This window comes from Pseudomonas sp. GM102 (assembly GCF_000282555.1).
Classification (GTDB): Bacteria; Pseudomonadota; Gammaproteobacteria; order Pseudomonadales; family Pseudomonadaceae; genus Aquipseudomonas.
This window is the reverse complement of record NZ_AKJB01000116.1, coordinates 1-19,053: the sequence shown is the minus strand read 5'-3', so window position 1 is coordinate 19,053 and position 19,053 is coordinate 1. Positions and strand designations below refer to the sequence as shown.

The following is a 19,053-nucleotide window of genomic DNA, read 5'->3' as shown; positions in this document are numbered from 1 at the left end:
GTCGTGAACCACTCACCAAGACTGGCGAGTGGTGGCAGCGATGCCCGACCAGAACAGGTCGGGCGAGGGCGAATCAGTACTCCCAGAACATCCGTTGCAGCTCTTTGCTGTCGTTGGTCTTGGTCAGTGCGACCATGGCCAGGATGCGGGCTTTTTGCGGGTTCAGGTCGTTAGCCACAACCCAGTCGTACTTGTCGTCAGGCTGTTCGGCGTTACGCAGTACGAAACCACCGGCGTTGACGTGGGAAGAACGAATGATTTGTACGCCGTCCTTGCGCAGGGCTTGCAGGGCGGGAACCACGCGAGCCGAAACCGAGCCATTGCCGGTACCGGCGTGGATGATGGCTTTGGCGCCCGATTGAGCCAGGGCTTTGTAGGCGGTGTCGCTGACGTTGCCATAGGAATAGGCAACTTCGACGTCAGGCAAGCTCTTGATGGTTTTGATGTCGAATTCCGAGTCCATGGTATGACGCTTGGCTGGCAGTCGGAACCAGTAGGATTTGCCTTCGACCACCATGCCCAGTGGGCCCCAGGCACTTTTGAATGCCTCGGTCTTGATGTTGATCATTTTGCTGACATCGCGACCCGACTGGATTTCATCGTTCATGGTCACCAGTACGCCTTTGCCGCGCGCGTCTTTGCTGCTGGCCACGGCGACGGCGTTGTACAGGTTCAGCATGCCGTCGGCCGACATGGCGGTGCCAGGGCGCATGGAGCCTACAACGATGATCGGCTTGTCGGTTTTTTCCACCAGGTTGAGGAAGTAAGCGGTTTCTTCCAGTGTGTCGGTGCCGTGGGTGATGACAATACCATCGACGTCTTTGCTGTCGGCCAGCTCAGCCACGCGACGGCCCAGTTGCAGCAGGTTGTCGTTGGTGATGCTTTCGGACGCGATCTGCATGACCTGTTCGCCGCGAACGTTGGCCAATTGGCTCAGTTCCGGAACCCCTGCGATCAATTGTTCGATACCGACTTTCGCCGCTTGGTAGGTGGCGCTATTCGCGGCACTGGCTCCCGCGCCAGCAATCGTGCCGCCGGTGGCCAGGATCACCACGTTTGCCAGTTTCTGTTGGGTTTCGACTTCTTTTGCCTGAAGGGCGGTGGGCAGAAGCAATAGCAGGGCCAAAGCGCCCGGAATAAAAGTGTTGAAGGCAGATTTCATTATTGTTTTCTCTCGTAGTGAAACGTTGCGGATGCAGGTTCATCTAGACACGCCCCCAAGCAGATCTGAACGCCGGGGGTGTAGGAGAAGAGCAGGATCTGTACCAGCCTGATATTCAACAATAAGATCTTTTAACCTTATGATTCTTATATGAATTATTGAAACGTCTGGAAAAGTATCCGCACTCGGTTGTCCGGGTTTCCGAACATATGTAGCTTTTACGTTCGGCTCTCCGACCTTCATTGAGACAGTCGACTTGCAAAATCGGAAATCAGTGCTAAAGAAACCCCCGCGCAGGTCGATGCTCCTTTAAAGGGATCTTTTCCAGGAGTTCATATGTCGTTTACTGTCGGTTTTCCAAATGCAGGCGCAATCACTATCGCGGGCAAGTCCCCGGCGACCATCAATGCCTTGAGTGAAGCGACCTCCGACGCCTCGGCCCAAGCGCTGGGTGAACAGGAGGGGAGCGACAACCAAGTCAGAGCCGGTGGGGCTGCGCAGACTCAGGGCGAAGCCAAATCCGAAAAAAGCAGCAATCAAAGTATTGCGGTGCAGGTACTGCTCAAGCGCATGCAGGAACTGCAGCAGCAGCTGCGCGAACAGCAGCAGCAACTGGCGGCCGCTCAGGCAGCGAATTATCCGACTCCGGATGCCAAAGCCACCGCGGTCATGTCGATTCAGGGGCAAATCGCCGATACCAGCGGTGCGCTCGCGCAAGTGACAGGCAATCTGGTCAAAGAGCTGGCCAAGGGTTCCAGCAGTGGCAATCTGGTCAGCACCACGGCGTGATGTAAAAGGGCCGACCGAGACACAGAACGGGTCGTTGACAAATCCCGACAGGGTTCGCATAGTTCGGTCTACGCAAACGTTTGCGCGGTCGCCTTCGATGGCTGGATCCAGCGAGGGTCAGAGTCCAGGGCTCCTTCAGCGCAAGCGTTGCTCAGAATAATCATAAGATCGGAGTGAACCCATGAAGCTGCCATTCGCTGGACGTCTTCTCGCTGTCGCAATGCTGGCTGCCGCATCCGCCGCTTTGCCTGTTTCTTCGGCTTTCGCCGAAACCCCGGAAAAACCTAAAGTCGCACTGGTCATGAAATCCCTGGCCAACGAATTCTTCCTGACCATGGAAGACGGCGCCAAGTCCTACCAGAAAGACCACTCCGGTGACTTCGAACTGATCTCCAACGGCATCAAGGACGAAACGGACACGGCCGGCCAGACGCGTATCGTCGAGCAAATGATTTTGTCCAAGGTCAACGCATTGGTCATCGCCCCGGCAGACTCCAAGGCCATGGTCCCGGTCATCAAGAAAGCAGTCGATGCCGGCATTACCGTAATCAATATCGATAACCAGCTGGACCCGGCCGTGGTCAAAAGTAAAAACATCACCGTTCCGTTCGTAGGTCCGGACAACCGCAAAGGCGCGCGTCTGGTGGGTGAGTACCTGGCCAAACAGCTGAAGGCTGGTGACGAAGTCGGCATCATCGAAGGCGTCTCCACCACCACCAACGCCCAGCAGCGTACGGCGGGCTTCAAGGATGCGATGGAGGCGGCGCAGATCAAAGTCGTGTCCCTGCAGTCCGGCGATTGGGAAATCGACAAGGGCGGCAAGGTTGCCTCGTCGATGCTCAGCGAATACCCGAACATCAAGGCCCTGTTGGCCGGCAACGACAGCATGGCCGTCGGCGCAGTATCTGCCGTGCGCGCGGCGGGCAAGGCCGGCAAGGTGCAAGTGGTCGGTTACGACAACATCAACGCCATCAAGCCAATGCTCAAGGATGGCCGCGTCCTGGCCACCGCCGACCAGTTTGCTGCCCGGCAAGCAGTGTTCGGCATTGAGACTGCGCTGAAAATCATCAAGGGCGAGACAGTCGATAGCGGCGTCAATGGCGTCATCGAAACTCCGGTAGAGCTGGTTACCAAGTAGTCCTTCTGGCGACACAACGGTGCTCGCCTCTTGGGGCGAGCACATGGAGAGTTTTTATGTCCGTTTGCGCCCCGAACGCTGTCCTCTCGGTCAGCGGTATCGGTAAAACCTATGCCCAACCCGTCCTCACCGGTATCGACCTGACGCTGATGCGCGGTGAAGTGCTGGCGCTGACCGGCGAGAATGGTGCCGGCAAAAGCACGCTGTCGAAAATCATTGGCGGACTGGTCACGCCGACCATCGGCCAGATGCAATTCCAGGGGCAGGATTACCGTCCTGGGAGCCGGAGCCAGGCCGAAGAGCTGGGCATCCGCATGGTCATGCAAGAACTCAATCTGTTGCCGACGTTGTCGGTGGCGGAAAACCTGTTTCTCGACAACCTGCCCAGCCACGGTGGCTGGATAAGCCGCAAGCAACTGCGCAAGGCTGCGATCGAGGCCATGGCCCAGGTCGGCCTGGACGCCATCGATCCAGATACGTTGGTTGGCGAACTGGGTATCGGCCATCAACAGATGGTGGAGATCGCCCGCAATCTGATCGGCGATTGCCACGTGCTGATTCTCGACGAGCCGACAGCCATGCTCACGGCCCGTGAAGTCGAAATGCTGTTCGAGCAGATCACTCGACTGCAGGCTCGTGGCGTGTCGATCATCTACATTTCCCACCGCCTCGAAGAGCTGGCTCGGGTGGCCCAGCGCATCGCGGTATTGCGCGACGGCAACCTGGTCTGTGTCGAGCCAATGGCCAATTACAACAGCGAGCAACTGGTCACCCTGATGGTCGGCCGTGAGTTGGGCGAGCACATCGACATGGGGCCGCGCAAGATCGGCGCGCCGGCCTTGACGGTCAAAGGGCTGACCCGTTCCGACAAAGTCCGCGATGTGTCCTTCGAAGTGCGCGCCGGCGAAATTTTCGGAATTTCCGGTTTGATCGGGGCAGGGCGCACTGAGTTACTGCGCCTGATCTTCGGCGCCGATACAGCCGACAGCGGCACCGTCGCGCTGGGGGCGTCGGCTCAGGTGGTGAGTATTCGTTCGCCAGCCGACGCGGTCGGTCACGGCATCGCCCTGATCACCGAAGACCGCAAAGGCGAAGGCCTGCTGCTGACGCAATCGATCAGCGCCAACATCGCCTTGGGCAATATGCCGGTGATTTCCAGCGGTGGCTTCGTCAATAACGGTGACGAGATGTCTCTGGCCCAGCGTCAGATCAACGCGATGCGCATTCGCAGTTCCAGCCCGACGCAATTGGTCTCGGAACTGTCCGGCGGCAATCAGCAGAAAGTCGTGATCGGCCGCTGGCTGGAGCGCGACTGCACGGTGATGCTGTTCGACGAGCCGACCCGTGGCATCGACGTCGGCGCCAAGTTCGATATCTACGCATTACTCGGTGAGTTGACCCGTCAGGGCAAAGCGCTGGTAGTGGTGTCCAGCGACTTGCGCGAACTGATGCTGATCTGCGATCGCATCGGTGTGCTGTCGGCAGGGCGTCTGATCGACACCTTCGAACGTGACAGCTGGACCCAGGATGATTTGCTTGCCGCCGCTTTCGCCGGCTACCAAAAACGTGATGCGTTGCTCAACGAAGCAGCGCCTAGGGATCTTCCATGAATACTGCATCTTTGGCCGGCAAACGTAGTGGCAATTTTTACGGACTCGGCACATATCTGGGCCTGGCCGGTGCCTTGCTGGCGATGGTCGCGCTGTTCTCGGTCCTGAGCAGCCATTTCCTGTCCTACGACACCTTCAGCACCCTGGCCAACCAGATTCCCGATTTGATGGTGCTGGCGGTCGGCATGACCTTCGTATTGATCATCGGCGGTATCGACTTGTCGGTGGGGTCGGTACTGGCGCTCGCGGCCTCGGCGGTCAGCGTGGCGATTCTCGGTTGGGGCTGGAGCGTCTTGCCTGCGGCCTTGCTCGGCATGGCGGTAGCGGCATTGGCCGGGACCATCACCGGCTCGATCACCGTGGCCTGGCGGATTCCGTCGTTCATCGTGTCCCTCGGCGTGCTGGAAATGGCGCGGGGCCTGGCGTATCAAATGACCGGTTCGCGCACTGCCTACATCGGTGATGCCTTCGCCTGGCTGTCCAACCCGATCGCGTTCGGCATCTCCCCGTCATTCATCATTGCCTTGCTGATTATCTTCATCGCCCAGGCCGTGCTGACGCGTACGGTGTTCGGTCGTTACCTGATCGGCATCGGCACCAACGAAGAGGCAGTGCGTCTGGCGGGGATCAATCCGAAGCCCTACAAGATCCTGGTCTTCAGTCTGATGGGGCTGTTGGCCGGTATCGCTGCGTTGTTTCAGATTTCACGCCTGGAAGCGGCGGACCCGAATGCCGGCTCCGGTCTGGAGCTGCAGGTGATCGCCGCGGTCGTGATCGGCGGCACCAGCCTGATGGGCGGACGCGGTTCGGTCATCAGTACATTCTTTGGCGTCCTTATCATCTCGGTACTGGCGGCCGGTCTGGCGCAGATCGGCGCGACCGAACCCACCAAACGCATCATCACCGGTGCGGTGATCGTGGTGGCAGTGGTGCTTGATACTTATCGCAGTCAGCGCGCAAGCCGGCGGACCTGAGTCATGGCAACAATCAAGGATGTAGCGGCACTTGCAGGCATTTCCTACACCACGGTTTCCCATGTGGTGAACAAGACGCGGCCGGTCAGTGAGGAAGTACGGATCAAGGTCGAAGCGGCGATCAAAAGCCTCGACTACGTGCCCAGTGCCGTGGCCCGGTCGTTGAAAGCGAAAACCACCGCGACCATCGGCCTGCTGGTGCCCAACAGCCTCAACCCGTACTTCGCCGAGTTGGCCCGAGGCATCGAGGATTACTGCGAGCGCAACGGCTATTGCGTCATCCTCTGCAACTCCGACGACAACCCGGACAAGCAACGCAGCTACCTTCGCGTGCTGCTGGAAAAACGCATTGACGGCCTGATCGTTGCCTCAGCCGGGGGGGATGGCGGACTGGCCGAAGGTTTGGCGGGTGTGCGTACGCCGATGGTGATCGTCGACCGTGGGCTCGAAGGTCTCGATGCCGATCTGGTGCGCATCGATCACGAATACGGTGCCTATCTGGCGACCCGGCACCTATTGGATCTGGGGCACCGCGACATCGCCACGATTGGTGGGCCGGCAAGTACCAGCGTGGCGCAAATGCGTCTGGCCGGTTATTGCCGCGCCTTGAAAGAGGCGGGTGTCGAAGTGCCGCGCGAGCGCATGCTGGAGAGCGACTTCACCAGCACGGGCGGTTACAACGCCGCCGCGATCCTTTTGGAAAAGAACCCACCCAGCGCGATCTTTGCCGGTAACGACATGATTGGCATCGGTGTGTTGCGCGCCGCTGCCGAGCGCAATATTCGTGTGCCCACCGAGCTGTCGGTGATTGGCTTCGACGATATCCAGATGAGCCGTTACGTCTATCCAGCGCTGACCACCGTGGGCCAGTCGATCCTGCAGCTTGGCGAGATGGCGGCCGAAGTGCTGTTGCGCAGGATTACCACACCGGGTCTGGCGACCGATCAGCGCATCGTGACGCCCAGTATTGTCCTGCGAGAATCGACTGCGCCGCTGGCCGGTGTGTTCGCCCAATACCGCTGAAACCAAAAGCACCGCAGAAACAGAATTGACGAGTGATGTATGCCAGCAAAAGTAGTGGTAATAGGCAGTCTGAACATGGACTTGGTAACCCGGGCGCCACGGCTGCCCCGTGGTGGTGAAACGCTGATCGGCCAATCGTTTGCCACGGTTTCCGGCGGCAAGGGCGCGAACCAGGCCGTGGCCGCGGCGCGGCTGGGGGCGCAGGTGTCGATGGTCGGTTGTGTCGGCAGCGACGCCTATGGCGAAGCGCTGCGCGGGGCGTTGTTGGCCGAGCAGATCGACTGCCAGGCGGTCAGTACGGTTGAAGATTCCAGCGGTGTGGCATTGATCGTGGTCGATGACAACAGTCAGAACGCGATCGTGATTGTTGCCGGTGCCAATGGCGCGCTGACGCCCGAAGTGATCGACCGTTTCGACGCGGTGTTACAAGCGGCGGATGTCATTATCTGTCAGCTGGAAGTGCCGGATGCGACGGTCGGCCATGCTCTGAAGCGCGGTCGTGAGCTGGGTAAAACCGTGATTCTCAATCCGGCGCCGGCCAGTCGCCCGCTGCCGGCGGATTGGTATGCGGCCATCGATTACCTGATACCCAACGAAAGCGAAGCCTCGGCCTTGAGCGGTTTGCCGGTGGACTCCTTGAGCAGCGCCGAAACTGCTGCCACCCGTTTGATTGCCATGGGCGCCGGCAAAGTGATCATCACTCTCGGCGCTCAGGGATCGCTATTGGCCAATGGCACACGCTTCGAGCATTTCCCGGCAGCGAAAGTGAAGGCGGTCGATACCACCGCAGCCGGCGACACGTTCGTCGGTGGTTTCGCAGCAGCCTTGGCGGCCGGCCAAAGCGAGGCCGATGCGATCCGTTTCGGCCAGGTCGCCGCAGCGCTGTCGGTCACCCGGGCTGGCGCGCAACCTTCGATTCCCACCTTGTCCGACGTACAGGCCTTTAAAGCACCATGAAAAAGACTTCTTTGCTCAACGTCGCGCTGTCGCGGCTGATCGCCTCCCTGGGCCATGGCGACACAGTCGTAATCGGCGATGCCGGTCTGCCGGTTCCACCCGGCGTCGAATTGATCGACCTGGCCTTGACTCACGGCATTCCGGATTTCATCAGTACCTTGAAGGTTGTGCTCAGCGAAATGCAGGTCGAAAGCCATGTGCTGGCCCATGAGATTCTGGACAAGAAACCGTCGGCCTTGAGCGCGCTGGATGAACTGAATGCCGAAGGTGCGCTGGGCCGGCGCGAACTGCTCAGTCATGACCAATTCAAAGCACTCAGCCGACAAGCACGGGCGATTGTTCGTACAGGCGAATGTCAGCCGTACTGCAACATCGTTTTGGTGGCTGGAGTAACGTTTTAACGTTCCGTTCTTCCCACGCACAAGGAGTGCGCTATGCACCGCTATGCTCAGAAACTGCATCATCTGCTTCGGAGTCTGCTGCTTTTGTCCCTGATTACCGCAACAAGCGCCCAAGCGGCGGAAAAGATCGACTTGATCATCGACACCGATCCGGGTGCCGATGACGTGGTCGCCTTGCTGTTTGCCCTGGCATCGCCTGAAGAGCTGAATATTCGTGCGCTGACCACCGTTGCTGGCAACGTGCGTCTGGACAAGACCTCGCGTAATGCGCGTCTGGCCCGTGAGTGGGCAGGGCGCGAAGAGGTGCCTGTTTACGCGGGCGCACCGAAACCAATGATGCGCACGCCGATCTATGCCGAGAACATTCACGGCAAGGAAGGCTTGTCGGGTGTCACGGTGCACGAGCCGAAGAAAGGCCTGGCCGAAGGCAATGCGGTCAACTATCTGATCGATACCCTGAAGACCGCCAAACCCCACAGCATCACCATCGCCATGCTCGGTCCACAGACCAACCTGGCCCTGGCGCTGATCCAGGAACCTGAAATCGTTCAGGGCATCAAGGAAGTGGTGATCATGGGCGGTGCGCACTTCAACGGCGGCAACATCACCCCGGTGGCCGAATTCAACCTGTTCGCCGACCCTCAGGCTGCGGAAGTGGTGCTCAAAAGTGGCGTCAAGCTGACCTACCTGCCGCTGGACGTGACCCACAAGATTCTGACCAGTGAAGCGCGTCTGAAGCAGATCGCCGCCCTGAACAACAATGCCAGCAAGCTGGTGGGCGATATTCTCAACGAGTACGTCAAAGGCGACATGGAGCACTACGGCATTCCGGGTGGCCCGGTGCATGACGCTACAGTCATCGCTTACCTGCTCAAGCCGGAGCTGTTCACCGGGCGTTCGGTCAACGTAGTGGTTGATAGTCGCGAAGGGCCGACCTTCGGCCAGACCATCGTCGACTGGTATGACGGCCTGAAGGCACCGAAAAATGCCTTCTGGGTTGAAAGCGGCGACGCTCAGGGCTTCTTCGACTTGCTGACCCAGCGTCTGGCGCGTCTGAAGTAAGCCCTGCGCCCGCAGGTGCCAGCCTGCGGGTTTTTACATTCACTCGCTATCTGTCAGGCCCATGTAATCGGCGGGGTATTTCTCGAGTATCTGGGCGATGAATGTCTGGGCGGCTTGTGTCCCCAGTTCCTTGACCAGTAAATCGATACCAATGATTGCCAACTCTTCCGGGCTGCCCGGGCTGTAAGAGCTGTGGCCCTGTGGCCACTTGATTGTGATGTTGGCGTCGATGCTTACGGTGGTCATGATGGCGCTCGTGAAATCGGGATGTCTGAATGTCGAGTTAACCATTTTGCGCGGCGTTTGGCACTCCGACTTAGGCATGAGGGGAGGGCTATGCGACACTTGGTCTTTGATGGATTTTCAAGGACCGTGCTGTGCAGATCGATTTGAACACTCCTGACGGCTTGACCCTCGAAGCGGTACGTCAGCTGCTGGCCTCTGCCAGCGACGATGAACACACCCAGCTGCGGGTCACCAAGGGCGGCATCGCCTACATTTCGTCGGGTGTTGTGGGCGGCACCGACATCGACGGGTTGCTGTTTCGCCTGGAGACCTGGGCCAAGGGCTCCGGTTATGTCGGATTGGTCGCGGCCAGCGACGAGGTCTGGGTCATGCAGATCTTCAATGCGCTCAAGGAGAACTGGCCGAAGCCGCCTTTCGACTACATCGACGTTTATTGATCGCCGTTCATATTCAGTCACGATTGAGTGATGAACGGCATGCCGATGCTCAGGCACACTCGCCGCTGCCCGGATCGAGGGCAGGGCGATAGCGCCCGCTCTGAAACCAAACGCCAAAATGGCGGTCGCACGATCTCAGCTTAACTATTGAAAAAAGGAGGCTTCATGCCTTGGAAGCTCGCGTCATTGGGTACTTTGTTGGCCGCCACCCTGCTGGCCGGTTGCAGCAGTACGTCTACCGAGTCGGCAAAGGGCCCTGTGGCGACCGACACCGGCCACAGCCGTTGTGAAGCAAAGGCTGCCGAATTCACCATTGGCAAAAAGGCTTCGCCCGAACTGCTGGAACAGGCACGTACCCGCGCAGGCGCGCAGAACGCCCGGTTCCTCAAGCCTGATGACATGGTGACCCTGGAGTACCGCTCCGATCGCTTGAACCTGAACACCGATAACAATCTGGTGGTCACCCGCGTTAATTGCGGCTGATTGCTTCAGGCTTTTGTTTCGCCCATAAAAAACCCCGTCACATGGACGGGGTTTTTTTAGTGCGGCTGAAAATTACTCAGCGCGGACTTGTGCAGCTTGCATACCCTTTTGGCCTTTCTCAGCCACGAAGGAAACGGTCTGGCCTTCTTTCAGGCTTTTGAAACCGTCGCTTTCGATAGCTTTGAAGTGTACGAACAGGTCGTCACCGCCACCTTGAGGAGTGATGAAGCCGAAGCCTTTTTCATCGTTGAACCATTTAACGGTGCCGGTTTGGCGATTAGACATGGTGTATCTCCAAGAAACATATATTTTCAGTAGTACTGTGCTGCTCAGGCCAACTGGGCACACCGGAGTATCATAGTCGAAATGTTCGCTTTGGGAGCCCCCCGGGTGTGCTGTTTGCCCTTCAGTAGCGTTTGCTTTGTTGCTTCGTGTGGCTGAAAGCCCCGGTTTAAAAGGCTTTCAGCCGAAAGTAAAGACAATAAAAAAAGCTGTAAAACCTGCATAAATCGTACGAAAAAGGTGAAATCCGGCCCTTTTTTTCAGCGATGAGCCGGATCACAAGGGCTTTTTTCTCACTTTTTCGCCGGTGCATTGGCCTTGCATTTGGCGATCTGGCCCAGTGCCTTCTGTTGCAGTTCCGGGCTGGCCTTGTTGTCCATCAACGACTGAATGTCGCTGGCCGGGTACGATTTGATCGCGTCGGCACCACATGCGCAGTGTGACTTGGCTGCCGCAGCGCCGATCTGCGGAGTGGCCGCTTGAGTGCACTGAGCCATGTATTTCTCGCGCTCGCCCTTTGGCCAATCGGCATGGGCAGCCAGCGGCAGCAACAGGACGACGGGTGCGACGATGGCGAATAAACGATTCAGACGCATGCTGGGATGCTCCTTTTGGGTCAATGTCTTGTTATCTGAGGGGTAAAGCAGGGTTCAAGTTCAGCACTCTGGCATAAAAATGCCTGATTTGCCCCAGCAGAAAACCTTGCCACCGCGATGACCGTTCATCTGTGCTAGCATGCTTCGCTCGGGCGTTTGCAGGCTCCGGATGACCTTCCGTCCCGGTAGCGGCAGCGGCTCGAATAACCCTGATTTGAATCCCAGTCACTCTGGTTCGGTTTTCCGGTTGGCCGCAAGGCTCCTGCCGCTGTAAGGCAGGCGTTCGTTATTGAATGGCCTGGATCGGATCTTGTACTGGCTCATCCCAACCCACGTGACCTTTGGTAGGGGTCACCACTAGGAGAGGAGGCGCCATGCCAACTATTACTCTTCCCGACGGCAGTCAACGTTCATTCGATCACCCGGTTTCCGTAGCCGAGGTCGCCGCATCCATCGGTGCCGGTCTGGCCAAGGCCACCGTGGCCGGCAAAGTCAATGGCAAGCTGGTCGACGCCAGCGACATCATCGACAGCAATTCCTCGCTGCAAATCATTACGCCAAAGGATGAAGAGGGGCTGGAGATCATTCGCCACTCTTGCGCCCACCTGGTTGGCCACGCGGTCAAGCAGCTGTACCCGACGGCCAAAATGGTCATCGGTCCGGTCATCGACGAAGGCTTCTATTACGACATCGCTTTCGAGCGTCCTTTCACGCCGGACGACCTGGCCGCCATCGAACAGCGCATGCAGCAGCTGATCGAGAAAGATTACGACGTGATCAAGAAAGTCACTCCGCGCGCCGAAGTGATTGAAGTGTTCAAGGCTCGCGGCGAAGACTACAAGCTGCGTCTGGTCGAAGACATGCCGAACGAGCAGGCCATGGGCCTGTACTATCACGAAGAATACGTCGACATGTGCCGCGGTCCGCACGTGCCGAACACGCGCTTCCTGAAATCCTTCAAACTGACCAAGCTGTCCGGCGCCTACTGGCGTGGCGATGCCAAGAACGAGCAATTGCAGCGCGTTTACGGCACCGCATGGGCGGACAAGAAGCAACTGGCGGCTTACATCCAGCGCATCGAAGAAGCCGAGAAGCGCGATCACCGCAAGATCGGCAAGCGCCTGGGCCTGTTCCACACCCAGGAAGAGTCGCCGGGCATGGTGTTCTGGCACCCGAACGGCTGGACTCTGTACCAGGTGCTCGAGCAGTACATGCGCAAGGTTCAGCGCGACAACGGCTACCTGGAGATCAAAACTCCACAAGTCGTTGACCGCAGCCTGTGGGAGAAATCCGGGCACTGGGCCAACTACGCCGACAACATGTTCACCACTCAGTCGGAAAACCGCGACTACGCCATCAAGCCGATGAACTGCCCGTGCCACGTGCAGGTGTTCAATCAGGGCCTGAAAAGCTACCGCGAGCTGCCGATGCGTCTGGCCGAGTTCGGTGCCTGCCACCGTAACGAGCCGTCGGGTGCACTGCACGGCATCATGCGCGTTCGCGCCTTCACTCAGGACGATGCTCACATCTTCTGTACTGAAGAGCAGATGCAGGCTGAATCCGCTGCGTTCATCAAGCTGACCATGGACGTTTATGCCGACTTCGGCTTCAAAGACGTCGAGATGAAGCTGTCCACTCGTCCGGAAAAACGCGTCGGCTCCGATGAGCTGTGGGATCGCGCTGAAGCGGCACTGGCTGCAGCCCTTGATAGCGCTGGCTTGCCGTACGATCTGCAGCCAGGCGAAGGGGCGTTCTACGGTCCGAAGATCGAGTTCTCGCTGAAAGATTGCCTTGGCCGTGTCTGGCAGTGTGGTACCCTTCAGCTCGATTTTAACCTGCCTGTCCGTCTGGGAGCCGAATACGTCTCCGAAGACAACAGTCGCAAGCACCCGGTTATGTTGCACCGGGCGATCCTGGGTTCGTTCGAACGTTTCGTCGGAATCCTGATCGAGCACTACGAGGGTGCATTCCCCGCGTGGCTGGCTCCGACCCAGGCAGTGATCATGAATATCACTGATAAACAGGCTGATTTTGCCGCCGAGGTTGAAAAAACCCTCAATGAAAGCGGATTTCGTGCCAAGTCTGACTTGAGAAATGAAAAGATCGGCTTTAAAATCCGCGAGCATACTTTGCTCAAGGTTCCCTATCTCTTGGTTATCGGAGATCGGGAAGTCGAGATGCAGACTGTCGCTGTGCGTACTCGTGAAGGTGCTGACCTGGGCTCGATGCCCGTCGCCCAGTTCGCTGAGTTTCTCGCGCAAGCGGTTTCCCGGCGTGGTCGCCCAGATTCGGAGTAATTACTATTAAGCGTGAAATGAGACAAGATAAACGAGCTGCACCGAAAGCCCCGATCAACGAGAATATCTCGGCACGCGAGGTTCGGTTAATTGGGGCTGAAGGTGAACAGCTTGGGATTGTGTCAATTGAAGACGCGCTTCTTAAGGCTGAAGAGGCCAAGCTGGATTTGGTGGAAATTTCCGCCGATGCAGTACCCCCTGTTTGCAAACTGATGGACTACGGCAAATCGATCTTCGAGAAGAAGAAGCAGATTGCCGCGGCCAAGAAAAACCAGAAGCAGATTCAGGTTAAAGAAATCAAGTTTCGTCCAGGGACGGAGGAAGGGGATTACCAGGTAAAACTGCGCAACCTGGTACGTTTCCTGAGTGATGGGGACAGGGCCAAGGTATCCTTGCGATTCCGCGGCCGTGAGATGGCCCACCAGGAGCTGGGGATGGAACTCCTCAAGCGAGTTGAAGGTGACTTGCTCGAGTACGGTTCGGTCGAACAGCATCCTAAGATGGAAGGACGCCAGCTGATCATGGTCATCGCCCCGAAAAAGAAGAAGTAATCAATAGGGCACGGCAGGCCTTCTGATTATGTTTATCAACTGAATGCGGAGTATCCGAACATGCCAAAAATGAAAACTAAAAGTGGTGCTGCTAAGCGGTTTTTGAAAACTGCTAACGGTATCAAGCACAAGCACGCTTTCAAGAGCCACATCCTGACTAAAATGTCGACCAAGCGTAAGCGTCAACTGCGCGGTAGCAGCTTGCTGCATCCGTCTGACGTGGCAAAAGTCGAGCGCATGCTGCGCCTTCGTTAATTTTAGTCAAGAATAGAGGAAGTAACTCATGGCTCGTGTAAAGCGTGGCGTCATTGCCCGTAAACGTCACAAAAAAATTCTGAAACTTGCTAAAGGCTACTACGGCGCTCGCTCGCGCGTATTCCGTGTTGCCAAGCAAGCGGTAATCAAGGCAGGCCAATACGCCTACCGTGACCGTCGTCAGAAAAAACGTCAGTTCCGCGCTCTGTGGATCGCTCGTATCAACGCTGGTGCACGTATCAACGGTCTGTCCTACAGCCGTTTCATCGCCGGCCTGAAAAAAGCGTCCATCGAGATCGACCGTAAGGTTCTGGCTGATCTGGCAGTGAACGAAAAAGCGGCGTTTGCTGCGATTGTCGAGAAAGCTAAAGCCACCTTGGCTTAAGTACCCCCGACAGTCACCCGGCCTCACCTCTGTGGGGCCAGGTGTTAAACGTCATAAATAGGGGAAGAGCCTTCAAGCTCTTCCCCTATTTTGTATCTGGAGTCTGTACATGGAAAACCTGGATGCGCTCGTCTCTCAAGCACTAGAGGCTGTGCAAAGCGCTGAAGATATCAATGCCCTGGAGCAAATCCGGGTTCACTACCTTGGCAAAAAGGGCGAATTGACTCAGGTGATGAAGACCCTGGGGAATTTGCCGGCAGAAGAGCGCCCGCAAGTCGGCGCGCTGATCAACGTTGCCAAGGAGCGTGTCACAGAGGTTCTCAATGCGCGCAAGGCACTGTTTGAAGAGGCCGACCTGGCCGCCAAACTGTCCGCCGAGTCCATTGACGTGACCCTGCCTGGCCGCGGTCAGACCTCCGGTGGTCTGCATCCGGTTACTCGCACTCTGGAACGTATCGAACAGTTCTTCACCCACATCGGCTACGGCATTGCCGAAGGCCCTGAGGTCGAAGACGATTACCACAACTTTGAAGCGCTCAACATCCCAGGCCATCACCCGGCCCGGTCGATGCATGACACCTTCTATTTCAATGCCAACATGTTGCTGCGCACCCATACCTCGCCGGTACAGGTCCGCACCATGGAATCGAAACAGCCGCCGATCCGCATCGTCTGCCCAGGCCGTGTGTACCGTAGCGACTCCGATATCACTCACTCCCCGATGTTCCACCAGGTCGAAGGCCTGCTGGTCGACCGCGATATCAATTTCGCCGACTTGAAAGGCACCATCGAAGAGTTTCTGCGCGTGTTCTTCGAAAAAGAACTGGCCGTGCGTTTCCGTCCTTCGTACTTCCCGTTCACCGAGCCATCCGCTGAAGTCGACATGGAATGCGTGATGTGCAGCGGTAAAGGCTGCCGCGTCTGCAAGCAGACTGGCTGGCTGGAAGTGATGGGCTGCGGCATGGTTCACCCGAATGTGCTGCGCATGTCCGGGATCGACCCGGAAGAGTTTTCGGGCTTTGCCTTCGGCATGGGCGTTGAGCGTCTGGCCATGCTGCGTTACGGCGTGAACGACTTGCGTCTGTTCTTCGACAACGACTTGCGGTTCCTCGCGCAATTTCGCTAGTCGTAACGAATTCTTAGGAGAGCAGGATGAAATTCAGTGAACAATGGCTGCGTGGCTGGGTAAGCCCGCAGGTAAGTCGCGACGAGCTGGTTGCTCGTCTGTCGATGGCCGGTCTTGAGGTCGATAGCGTTACGCCGGCCGCCGGTGAATTCAGTGGCGTGGTGGTTGGCGAGGTGCTGAGCACCGAGCAACACCCGGACGCCGACAAGTTGCGTGTTTGCCAGGTCAGCAATGGCTCGGAGACTTTCCAGGTCGTGTGCGGTGCGCCAAACGTGCGCCCGGGCCTGAAGATCCCGTTCGCCATGATCGGTGCCGAACTGCCAGGCGACTTCAAAATCAAGAAAGCCAAGCTGCGTGGCGTTGAATCCAACGGCATGCTGTGCTCCCAGGCCGAGCTGCAAATCGGCGAAGGCAACGATGGCCTGATGGAATTGCCGGCCGATGCGCCGGTCGGTCAGGACATTCGTGAGTACCTGAGCCTGGATGACGCCAGCATCGAGGTCGATCTGACCCCGAACCGCGGTGACTGCCTGTCGCTGGCCGGTCTGGCCCGTGAAGTCGGCGCTCTTTATGCTGCCCAAGTCGTGCGCCCGATGATTGCCAGCGTTCCGGCCGTGCACGATGAAGTGCGTTCGATTGAAGTACTGGCACCGGCCGCGTGCCCGCGTTACTTGGGTCGTGTGATCCGTAACGTTGACCTGTCCAAGCCTACGCCGCTGTGGATGGTCGAGCGTCTGCGTCGTGCCGACGTGCGCAGCATCGACGCTGCCGTCGACATCACTAACTATGTGATGCTGGAACTGGGTCAGCCGCTGCACGCGTTCGATCTCGCCGAAATCAATGGCGGCATCCGCGTACGCATGGCCGAAGAAGGCGAGAAGCTGGTGCTGCTCGACGGTCAGGAAGTCAGCCTGCGTAGCGATACGCTGGTGATTGCAGACCACACCCGTGCCTTGGCTATCGCCGGCGTCATGGGTGGCGAGCACAGCGGCGTCAACACCGCGACCACTCGCGATATTTTCCTGGAAAGCGCGTTCTTCGACCAGATTGCTGTCGCTGGCAAGGCTCGTTCCTACGGCTTGCACACCGACGCCTCGCACCGCTACGAGCGTGGTGTGGACTGGAAGCTGGCCCGCGAAGCCATGGAGCGTGCTACTGGCCTGCTGCTGGAAATCACCGGTGGCGAAGCCGGCCCGATCATCGAAACCGTCAGCGAACAGCACCTGCCGTCGATCGCGCCGATCACCCTGCGTGCCCAGCGCATCACCCAGATGCTGGGCATGGAAATGGATTCGGCCGAAGTCGAGCGTCTGCTCAGCGCTTTGGGCCTGACCATTACCGCCGATGAGGCAGGGCAGTGGCGCGTAGAAGTGCCAAGCTTCCGCTTCGATATCAGCCTGGAAGTCGACCTGATCGAAGAGCTGGCCCGTCTGTACGGTTACAACCGTCTGCCGGTTCGCTACCCGCAAGCCCGTCTGGCGCCGCAAGCCAAGGCCGAAGCGCGCAGCGATCTGCCTGAGCTACGTCGTCTGCTGGTGGCTCGTGGTTATCAGGAAGCGATCACCTACAGTTTCATCGATCCGAAACAGTTCGAGTTGTTTAATCCGGGTGTTGAGCCGCTGCTGCTGGCCAACCCGATTTCCAACGACATGGCTGCCATGCGTTCGTCCCTGTGGCCTGGTCTGGTCAAGGCGCTTCAGCACAACCTGAACCGTCAGCAGGATCGCGTGCGTCTGTTCGAAAGCGGCCTGCGCTTCGTCGGTCAGCTGGAAGGCTTGAAGCAAGAGCCGATGCTGGCGGGTGTGGTGTGCGGTAGCCGTCTGCCAGAAGGCTGGGCACAAGGTCGCGATGTCGTGGACTTCTTCGACGTCAAAGCTGATGTGGAAGCGGTACTGGGCTTCGCCGGTGCACTGGATTCGTTCACTTTCGTGCCGGGCAAACACCCAGCATTGCACCCGGGTCAAACCGCGCGCATCGAACGTGAAGGCCGTTTGGTAGGTTTCGTTGGCGCGATCCACCCTGAATTGTCGAAAACCCTCGGTCTCGACCGTCCGGTCTTCGTATTCGAGCTGGTTCTGGCCGAAGTGGCGTTGGGCAAAATGCCTAAATTCCAGGAGTTATCGCGCTTTCCTGAAGTGCGTCGTGACCTTGCACTGCTGGCGGACAAAGACGTTGCGGCCACTGCCGTACTCGACGTAATCCGTGAAAATGCAGGTGAATGGCTGACAGACCTCAGGCTATTTGACGTGTATCAGGGTAAAGGCATTGATCCGCATAGAAAAAGCCTTGCAGTTGGCTTGACCTGGCAGCATCCATCGCGCACTCTTAATGACGATGAGGTGAATACCACGACGCAAAACATCCTCACCTCGCTCGAACAAAGGTTGAACGCCACGTTAAGGAAGTGACGTATGGGGGCTTTGACGAAAGCTGAGATGGCGGAACGTCTGTATGAAGAGCTGGGCCTGAACAAGCGGGAGGCCAAGGAATTGGTCGAACTGTTTTTTGAAGAAATCAGGCACGCTCTTGAAGACAACGAACAAGTCAAATTGTCCGGTTTCGGCAATTTCGACCTTCGGGACAAACGCCAGCGGCCTGGCCGCAATCCGAAAACGGGAGAAGAGATCCCGATCACGGCTCGCCGTGTGGTCACCTTTCGTCCAGGGCAGAAGTTGAAGGCCCGAGTTGAGGCTTATGCTGGAACCAAGTCATAACGACGAACTACCCGTCATCCCGGGCAAACGCTACTTCACCATTGGTGAAGTCAGCGAGCTATGTGCCGTAAAACCGCACGTGCTGCGCTACTGGGAGCAGGAGTTTCCTCAACTCAACCCCGTCAAACGCCGCGGAAACCGCCGGTATTATCAGCGCCAGGACGTGCTGATGATCCGGCAGATCCGCGCGCTTCTTTACGATCAGGGGTTTACCATCGGCGGCGCACGCTTGCGTTTGTCCGGCGATGAAGCCAAAGACGACACCACCCAATACAAACAAATGATCCGCCAGATGATCGCCGAGCTTGAAGATGTTCTGGTGGTGCTCAAGAAATAAATTCCTGCTTTTAAATACTTCCAGTTTTCAAAAGCTTGCGATATATTCTTGAGCGTTCCTCGAGATGAGGAACAGATTCAACGCCTAGTCGGGGCGTAGCGCAGTCCGGTAGCGCACTAGCATGGGGTGCTAGGGGTCGAGTGTTCGAATCACTCCGTCCCGACCATATTTCCTGAGTAAAATCAGACAATTAAGCCGATCAGATACAGACCGTGTGAAAACGCAGTC

At 57.7% G+C, this 19,053-nt stretch carries 22 protein-coding genes and 1 tRNA gene; 19 read left to right on the top strand and 4 right to left on the bottom strand.

The genetic code is table 11. The features are described from left to right. Positions 1 to 73: 73 nt before the first annotated feature. Entirely contained in the window at positions 74 to 1,162 is a 1,089-nt protein-coding gene (locus PMI18_RS04620; protein ID WP_007905904.1) for an asparaginase, read from the bottom strand. A gap of 336 nt (positions 1,163 to 1,498) precedes the next feature. Between PMI18_RS04620 and PMI18_RS04625 the strand changes: the two genes are divergently transcribed. The 8 genes from PMI18_RS04625 (at position 1,499) to PMI18_RS04660 (ending at position 9,116) form a co-directional block, all read left to right on the top strand. Continuing rightward, positions 1,499 to 1,951 carry a hypothetical protein gene (locus PMI18_RS04625; RefSeq protein ID WP_007905903.1) on the top strand — a complete coding sequence of 151 codons (453 nt, stop codon included), beginning with the start codon at positions 1,499 to 1,501 and terminating at the stop codon, positions 1,949 to 1,951. Positions 1,952 to 2,132: 181 nt separating this feature from the next. Further along, positions 2,133 to 3,089 (top strand): sugar ABC transporter substrate-binding protein, encoded by a 957-nt coding sequence (locus tag PMI18_RS04630; RefSeq protein WP_007905901.1) that lies wholly within the window; start codon positions 2,133 to 2,135, stop codon positions 3,087 to 3,089. A 56-nt stretch (positions 3,090 to 3,145) separates the two neighbouring features. Next, the gene (locus PMI18_RS04635) at positions 3,146 to 4,699 is read left to right on the top strand and encodes a sugar ABC transporter ATP-binding protein (protein ID WP_007905900.1); all 1,554 of its coding nucleotides are present in this window, start codon (positions 3,146 to 3,148) and stop codon (positions 4,697 to 4,699) included. After that, positions 4,696 to 5,673 carry an ABC transporter permease gene (locus tag PMI18_RS04640; RefSeq protein WP_007905898.1) on the top strand — a complete coding sequence of 326 codons (978 nt, stop codon included), beginning with the start codon at positions 4,696 to 4,698 and terminating at the stop codon, positions 5,671 to 5,673. Before PMI18_RS04635 ends, PMI18_RS04640 begins: the two co-directional genes overlap by 4 nt. Before the next feature lie 3 nt (positions 5,674 to 5,676). Next, the gene (locus PMI18_RS04645) at positions 5,677 to 6,696 is read left to right on the top strand and encodes a LacI family DNA-binding transcriptional regulator (RefSeq protein ID WP_007905896.1); all 1,020 of its coding nucleotides are present in this window, start codon (positions 5,677 to 5,679) and stop codon (positions 6,694 to 6,696) included. A 39-nt stretch (positions 6,697 to 6,735) separates the two neighbouring features. Beyond that, positions 6,736 to 7,653 (top strand): ribokinase, encoded by a 918-nt coding sequence (gene rbsK, locus PMI18_RS04650; protein ID WP_007905893.1) that lies wholly within the window; start codon positions 6,736 to 6,738, stop codon positions 7,651 to 7,653. Continuing rightward, on the top strand, positions 7,650 to 8,054 hold the full coding sequence (gene rbsD / locus PMI18_RS04655; RefSeq protein ID WP_007905891.1) for a D-ribose pyranase: 405 nt from the start codon (positions 7,650 to 7,652) through the stop codon (positions 8,052 to 8,054). Before rbsK ends, rbsD begins: the two co-directional genes overlap by 4 nt. Before the next feature lie 33 nt (positions 8,055 to 8,087). Then, positions 8,088 to 9,116 carry a nucleoside hydrolase gene (locus PMI18_RS04660; protein ID WP_007905890.1) on the top strand — a complete coding sequence of 343 codons (1,029 nt, stop codon included), beginning with the start codon at positions 8,088 to 8,090 and terminating at the stop codon, positions 9,114 to 9,116. Positions 9,117 to 9,155: 39 nt separating this feature from the next. On the opposite strand, the gene PMI18_RS04665 is transcribed toward PMI18_RS04660, so the two are convergent. Further along, positions 9,156 to 9,362 carry a hypothetical protein gene (locus PMI18_RS04665; protein WP_007905889.1) on the bottom strand — a complete coding sequence of 69 codons (207 nt, stop codon included), beginning with the start codon at positions 9,360 to 9,362 and terminating at the stop codon, positions 9,156 to 9,158. A 131-nt stretch (positions 9,363 to 9,493) separates the two neighbouring features. Here PMI18_RS04665 and PMI18_RS04670 point away from each other — a divergent pair, with 131 nt between their 5' ends. Both PMI18_RS04670 and PMI18_RS04675 read left to right on the top strand, forming a co-directional pair. After that, the gene (locus tag PMI18_RS04670; RefSeq protein ID WP_007905888.1) at positions 9,494 to 9,799 is read left to right on the top strand and encodes a hypothetical protein; all 306 of its coding nucleotides are present in this window, start codon (positions 9,494 to 9,496) and stop codon (positions 9,797 to 9,799) included. Between the two features lie 165 nt (positions 9,800 to 9,964). After that, complete coding sequence (locus PMI18_RS04675; protein ID WP_007905884.1) at positions 9,965 to 10,282, top strand: I78 family peptidase inhibitor; 318 nt, start codon at positions 9,965 to 9,967, stop codon at positions 10,280 to 10,282. A gap of 72 nt (positions 10,283 to 10,354) precedes the next feature. Here PMI18_RS04675 and PMI18_RS04680 read toward each other — a convergent pair whose 3' ends face one another. Both PMI18_RS04680 and PMI18_RS04685 read right to left on the bottom strand, forming a co-directional pair. Further along, on the bottom strand, positions 10,355 to 10,567 hold the full coding sequence (locus tag PMI18_RS04680) for a cold-shock protein (RefSeq protein WP_007905882.1): 213 nt from the start codon (positions 10,565 to 10,567) through the stop codon (positions 10,355 to 10,357). 290 nt (positions 10,568 to 10,857) lie between these two features. After that, positions 10,858 to 11,160, bottom strand: a complete 303-nt coding sequence (locus tag PMI18_RS04685) for a hypothetical protein (protein WP_007905881.1) — start codon at positions 11,158 to 11,160, stop codon at positions 10,858 to 10,860. Positions 11,161 to 11,534: 374 nt separating this feature from the next. On the opposite strand from PMI18_RS04685, the gene thrS reads away from it, so the two are divergent. The 9 genes from thrS (at position 11,535) to PMI18_RS04725 (ending at position 18,991) form a co-directional block, all read left to right on the top strand. Then, positions 11,535 to 13,457: a threonine--tRNA ligase gene (gene thrS, locus PMI18_RS04690; protein WP_007905880.1), complete on the top strand. Its 1,923-nt coding sequence runs from the start codon at positions 11,535 to 11,537 to the stop codon at positions 13,455 to 13,457. After that, positions 13,457 to 14,008 (top strand): translation initiation factor IF-3, encoded by a 552-nt coding sequence (gene infC / locus PMI18_RS0129815; protein ID WP_169857083.1) that lies wholly within the window; start codon positions 13,457 to 13,459, stop codon positions 14,006 to 14,008. The genes thrS and infC overlap by 1 nt, the downstream gene beginning before the upstream one ends. Before the next feature lie 60 nt (positions 14,009 to 14,068). Continuing rightward, entirely contained in the window at positions 14,069 to 14,263 is a 195-nt protein-coding gene (rpmI, locus tag PMI18_RS04695) for a 50S ribosomal protein L35 (protein WP_002553160.1), read from the top strand. Between the two features lie 28 nt (positions 14,264 to 14,291). Continuing rightward, complete coding sequence (gene rplT, locus PMI18_RS04700) at positions 14,292 to 14,648, top strand: 50S ribosomal protein L20 (protein ID WP_007905879.1); 357 nt, start codon at positions 14,292 to 14,294, stop codon at positions 14,646 to 14,648. A 109-nt stretch (positions 14,649 to 14,757) separates the two neighbouring features. Next, positions 14,758 to 15,774: a phenylalanine--tRNA ligase subunit alpha gene (gene pheS / locus PMI18_RS04705; protein WP_007905876.1), complete on the top strand. Its 1,017-nt coding sequence runs from the start codon at positions 14,758 to 14,760 to the stop codon at positions 15,772 to 15,774. Positions 15,775 to 15,800: 26 nt separating this feature from the next. Beyond that, on the top strand, positions 15,801 to 18,182 hold the full coding sequence (pheT, locus tag PMI18_RS04710; RefSeq protein ID WP_007905875.1) for a phenylalanine--tRNA ligase subunit beta: 2,382 nt from the start codon (positions 15,801 to 15,803) through the stop codon (positions 18,180 to 18,182). A gap of 3 nt (positions 18,183 to 18,185) precedes the next feature. Continuing rightward, on the top strand, positions 18,186 to 18,488 hold the full coding sequence (gene ihfA / locus PMI18_RS04715) for an integration host factor subunit alpha (RefSeq protein ID WP_002553164.1): 303 nt from the start codon (positions 18,186 to 18,188) through the stop codon (positions 18,486 to 18,488). After that, entirely contained in the window at positions 18,469 to 18,825 is a 357-nt protein-coding gene (locus PMI18_RS04720; RefSeq protein ID WP_003179985.1) for a MerR family transcriptional regulator, read from the top strand. The genes ihfA and PMI18_RS04720 overlap by 20 nt, the downstream gene beginning before the upstream one ends. Positions 18,826 to 18,914: 89 nt before the next feature. Beyond that, positions 18,915 to 18,991, top strand: a tRNA-Pro gene (locus PMI18_RS04725). The last annotated feature ends 62 nt before the right edge of the window (positions 18,992 to 19,053 follow it).

Excerpts from the sequence above, each read along its gene's own strand:
- PMI18_RS04620 (WP_007905904.1), bottom strand. The coding sequence starts at position 1,162 with ATGAAATCTGCCTTCAACACTTTTATTCCGGGCGCTTTGGCCCTGCTA.
- PMI18_RS04625 (WP_007905903.1), top strand. The coding sequence starts at position 1,499 with ATGTCGTTTACTGTCGGTTTTCCAAATGCAGGCGCAATCACTATCGCG.
- PMI18_RS04630 (WP_007905901.1), top strand. The coding sequence starts at position 2,133 with ATGAAGCTGCCATTCGCTGGACGTCTTCTCGCTGTCGCAATGCTGGCT.
- PMI18_RS04635 (WP_007905900.1), top strand. The coding sequence starts at position 3,146 with ATGTCCGTTTGCGCCCCGAACGCTGTCCTCTCGGTCAGCGGTATCGGT.
- PMI18_RS04640 (WP_007905898.1), top strand. The coding sequence starts at position 4,696 with ATGAATACTGCATCTTTGGCCGGCAAACGTAGTGGCAATTTTTACGGA.
- PMI18_RS04645 (WP_007905896.1), top strand. The coding sequence starts at position 5,677 with ATGGCAACAATCAAGGATGTAGCGGCACTTGCAGGCATTTCCTACACC.
- rbsK (WP_007905893.1), top strand. The coding sequence starts at position 6,736 with ATGCCAGCAAAAGTAGTGGTAATAGGCAGTCTGAACATGGACTTGGTA.
- rbsD (WP_007905891.1), top strand. The coding sequence starts at position 7,650 with ATGAAAAAGACTTCTTTGCTCAACGTCGCGCTGTCGCGGCTGATCGCC.
- PMI18_RS04660 (WP_007905890.1), top strand. The coding sequence starts at position 8,088 with ATGCACCGCTATGCTCAGAAACTGCATCATCTGCTTCGGAGTCTGCTG.
- PMI18_RS04665 (WP_007905889.1), bottom strand. The coding sequence starts at position 9,362 with ATGACCACCGTAAGCATCGACGCCAACATCACAATCAAGTGGCCACAG.
- PMI18_RS04675 (WP_007905884.1), top strand. The coding sequence starts at position 9,965 with ATGCCTTGGAAGCTCGCGTCATTGGGTACTTTGTTGGCCGCCACCCTG.
- PMI18_RS04680 (WP_007905882.1), bottom strand. The coding sequence starts at position 10,567 with ATGTCTAATCGCCAAACCGGCACCGTTAAATGGTTCAACGATGAAAAA.
- PMI18_RS04685 (WP_007905881.1), bottom strand. The coding sequence starts at position 11,160 with ATGCGTCTGAATCGTTTATTCGCCATCGTCGCACCCGTCGTCCTGTTG.
- thrS (WP_007905880.1), top strand. The coding sequence starts at position 11,535 with ATGCCAACTATTACTCTTCCCGACGGCAGTCAACGTTCATTCGATCAC.
- rpmI (WP_002553160.1), top strand. The coding sequence starts at position 14,069 with ATGCCAAAAATGAAAACTAAAAGTGGTGCTGCTAAGCGGTTTTTGAAA.
- rplT (WP_007905879.1), top strand. The coding sequence starts at position 14,292 with ATGGCTCGTGTAAAGCGTGGCGTCATTGCCCGTAAACGTCACAAAAAA.
- pheS (WP_007905876.1), top strand. The coding sequence starts at position 14,758 with ATGGAAAACCTGGATGCGCTCGTCTCTCAAGCACTAGAGGCTGTGCAA.
- pheT (WP_007905875.1), top strand. The coding sequence starts at position 15,801 with ATGAAATTCAGTGAACAATGGCTGCGTGGCTGGGTAAGCCCGCAGGTA.
- ihfA (WP_002553164.1), top strand. The coding sequence starts at position 18,186 with ATGGGGGCTTTGACGAAAGCTGAGATGGCGGAACGTCTGTATGAAGAG.
- PMI18_RS04720 (WP_003179985.1), top strand. The coding sequence starts at position 18,469 with ATGCTGGAACCAAGTCATAACGACGAACTACCCGTCATCCCGGGCAAA.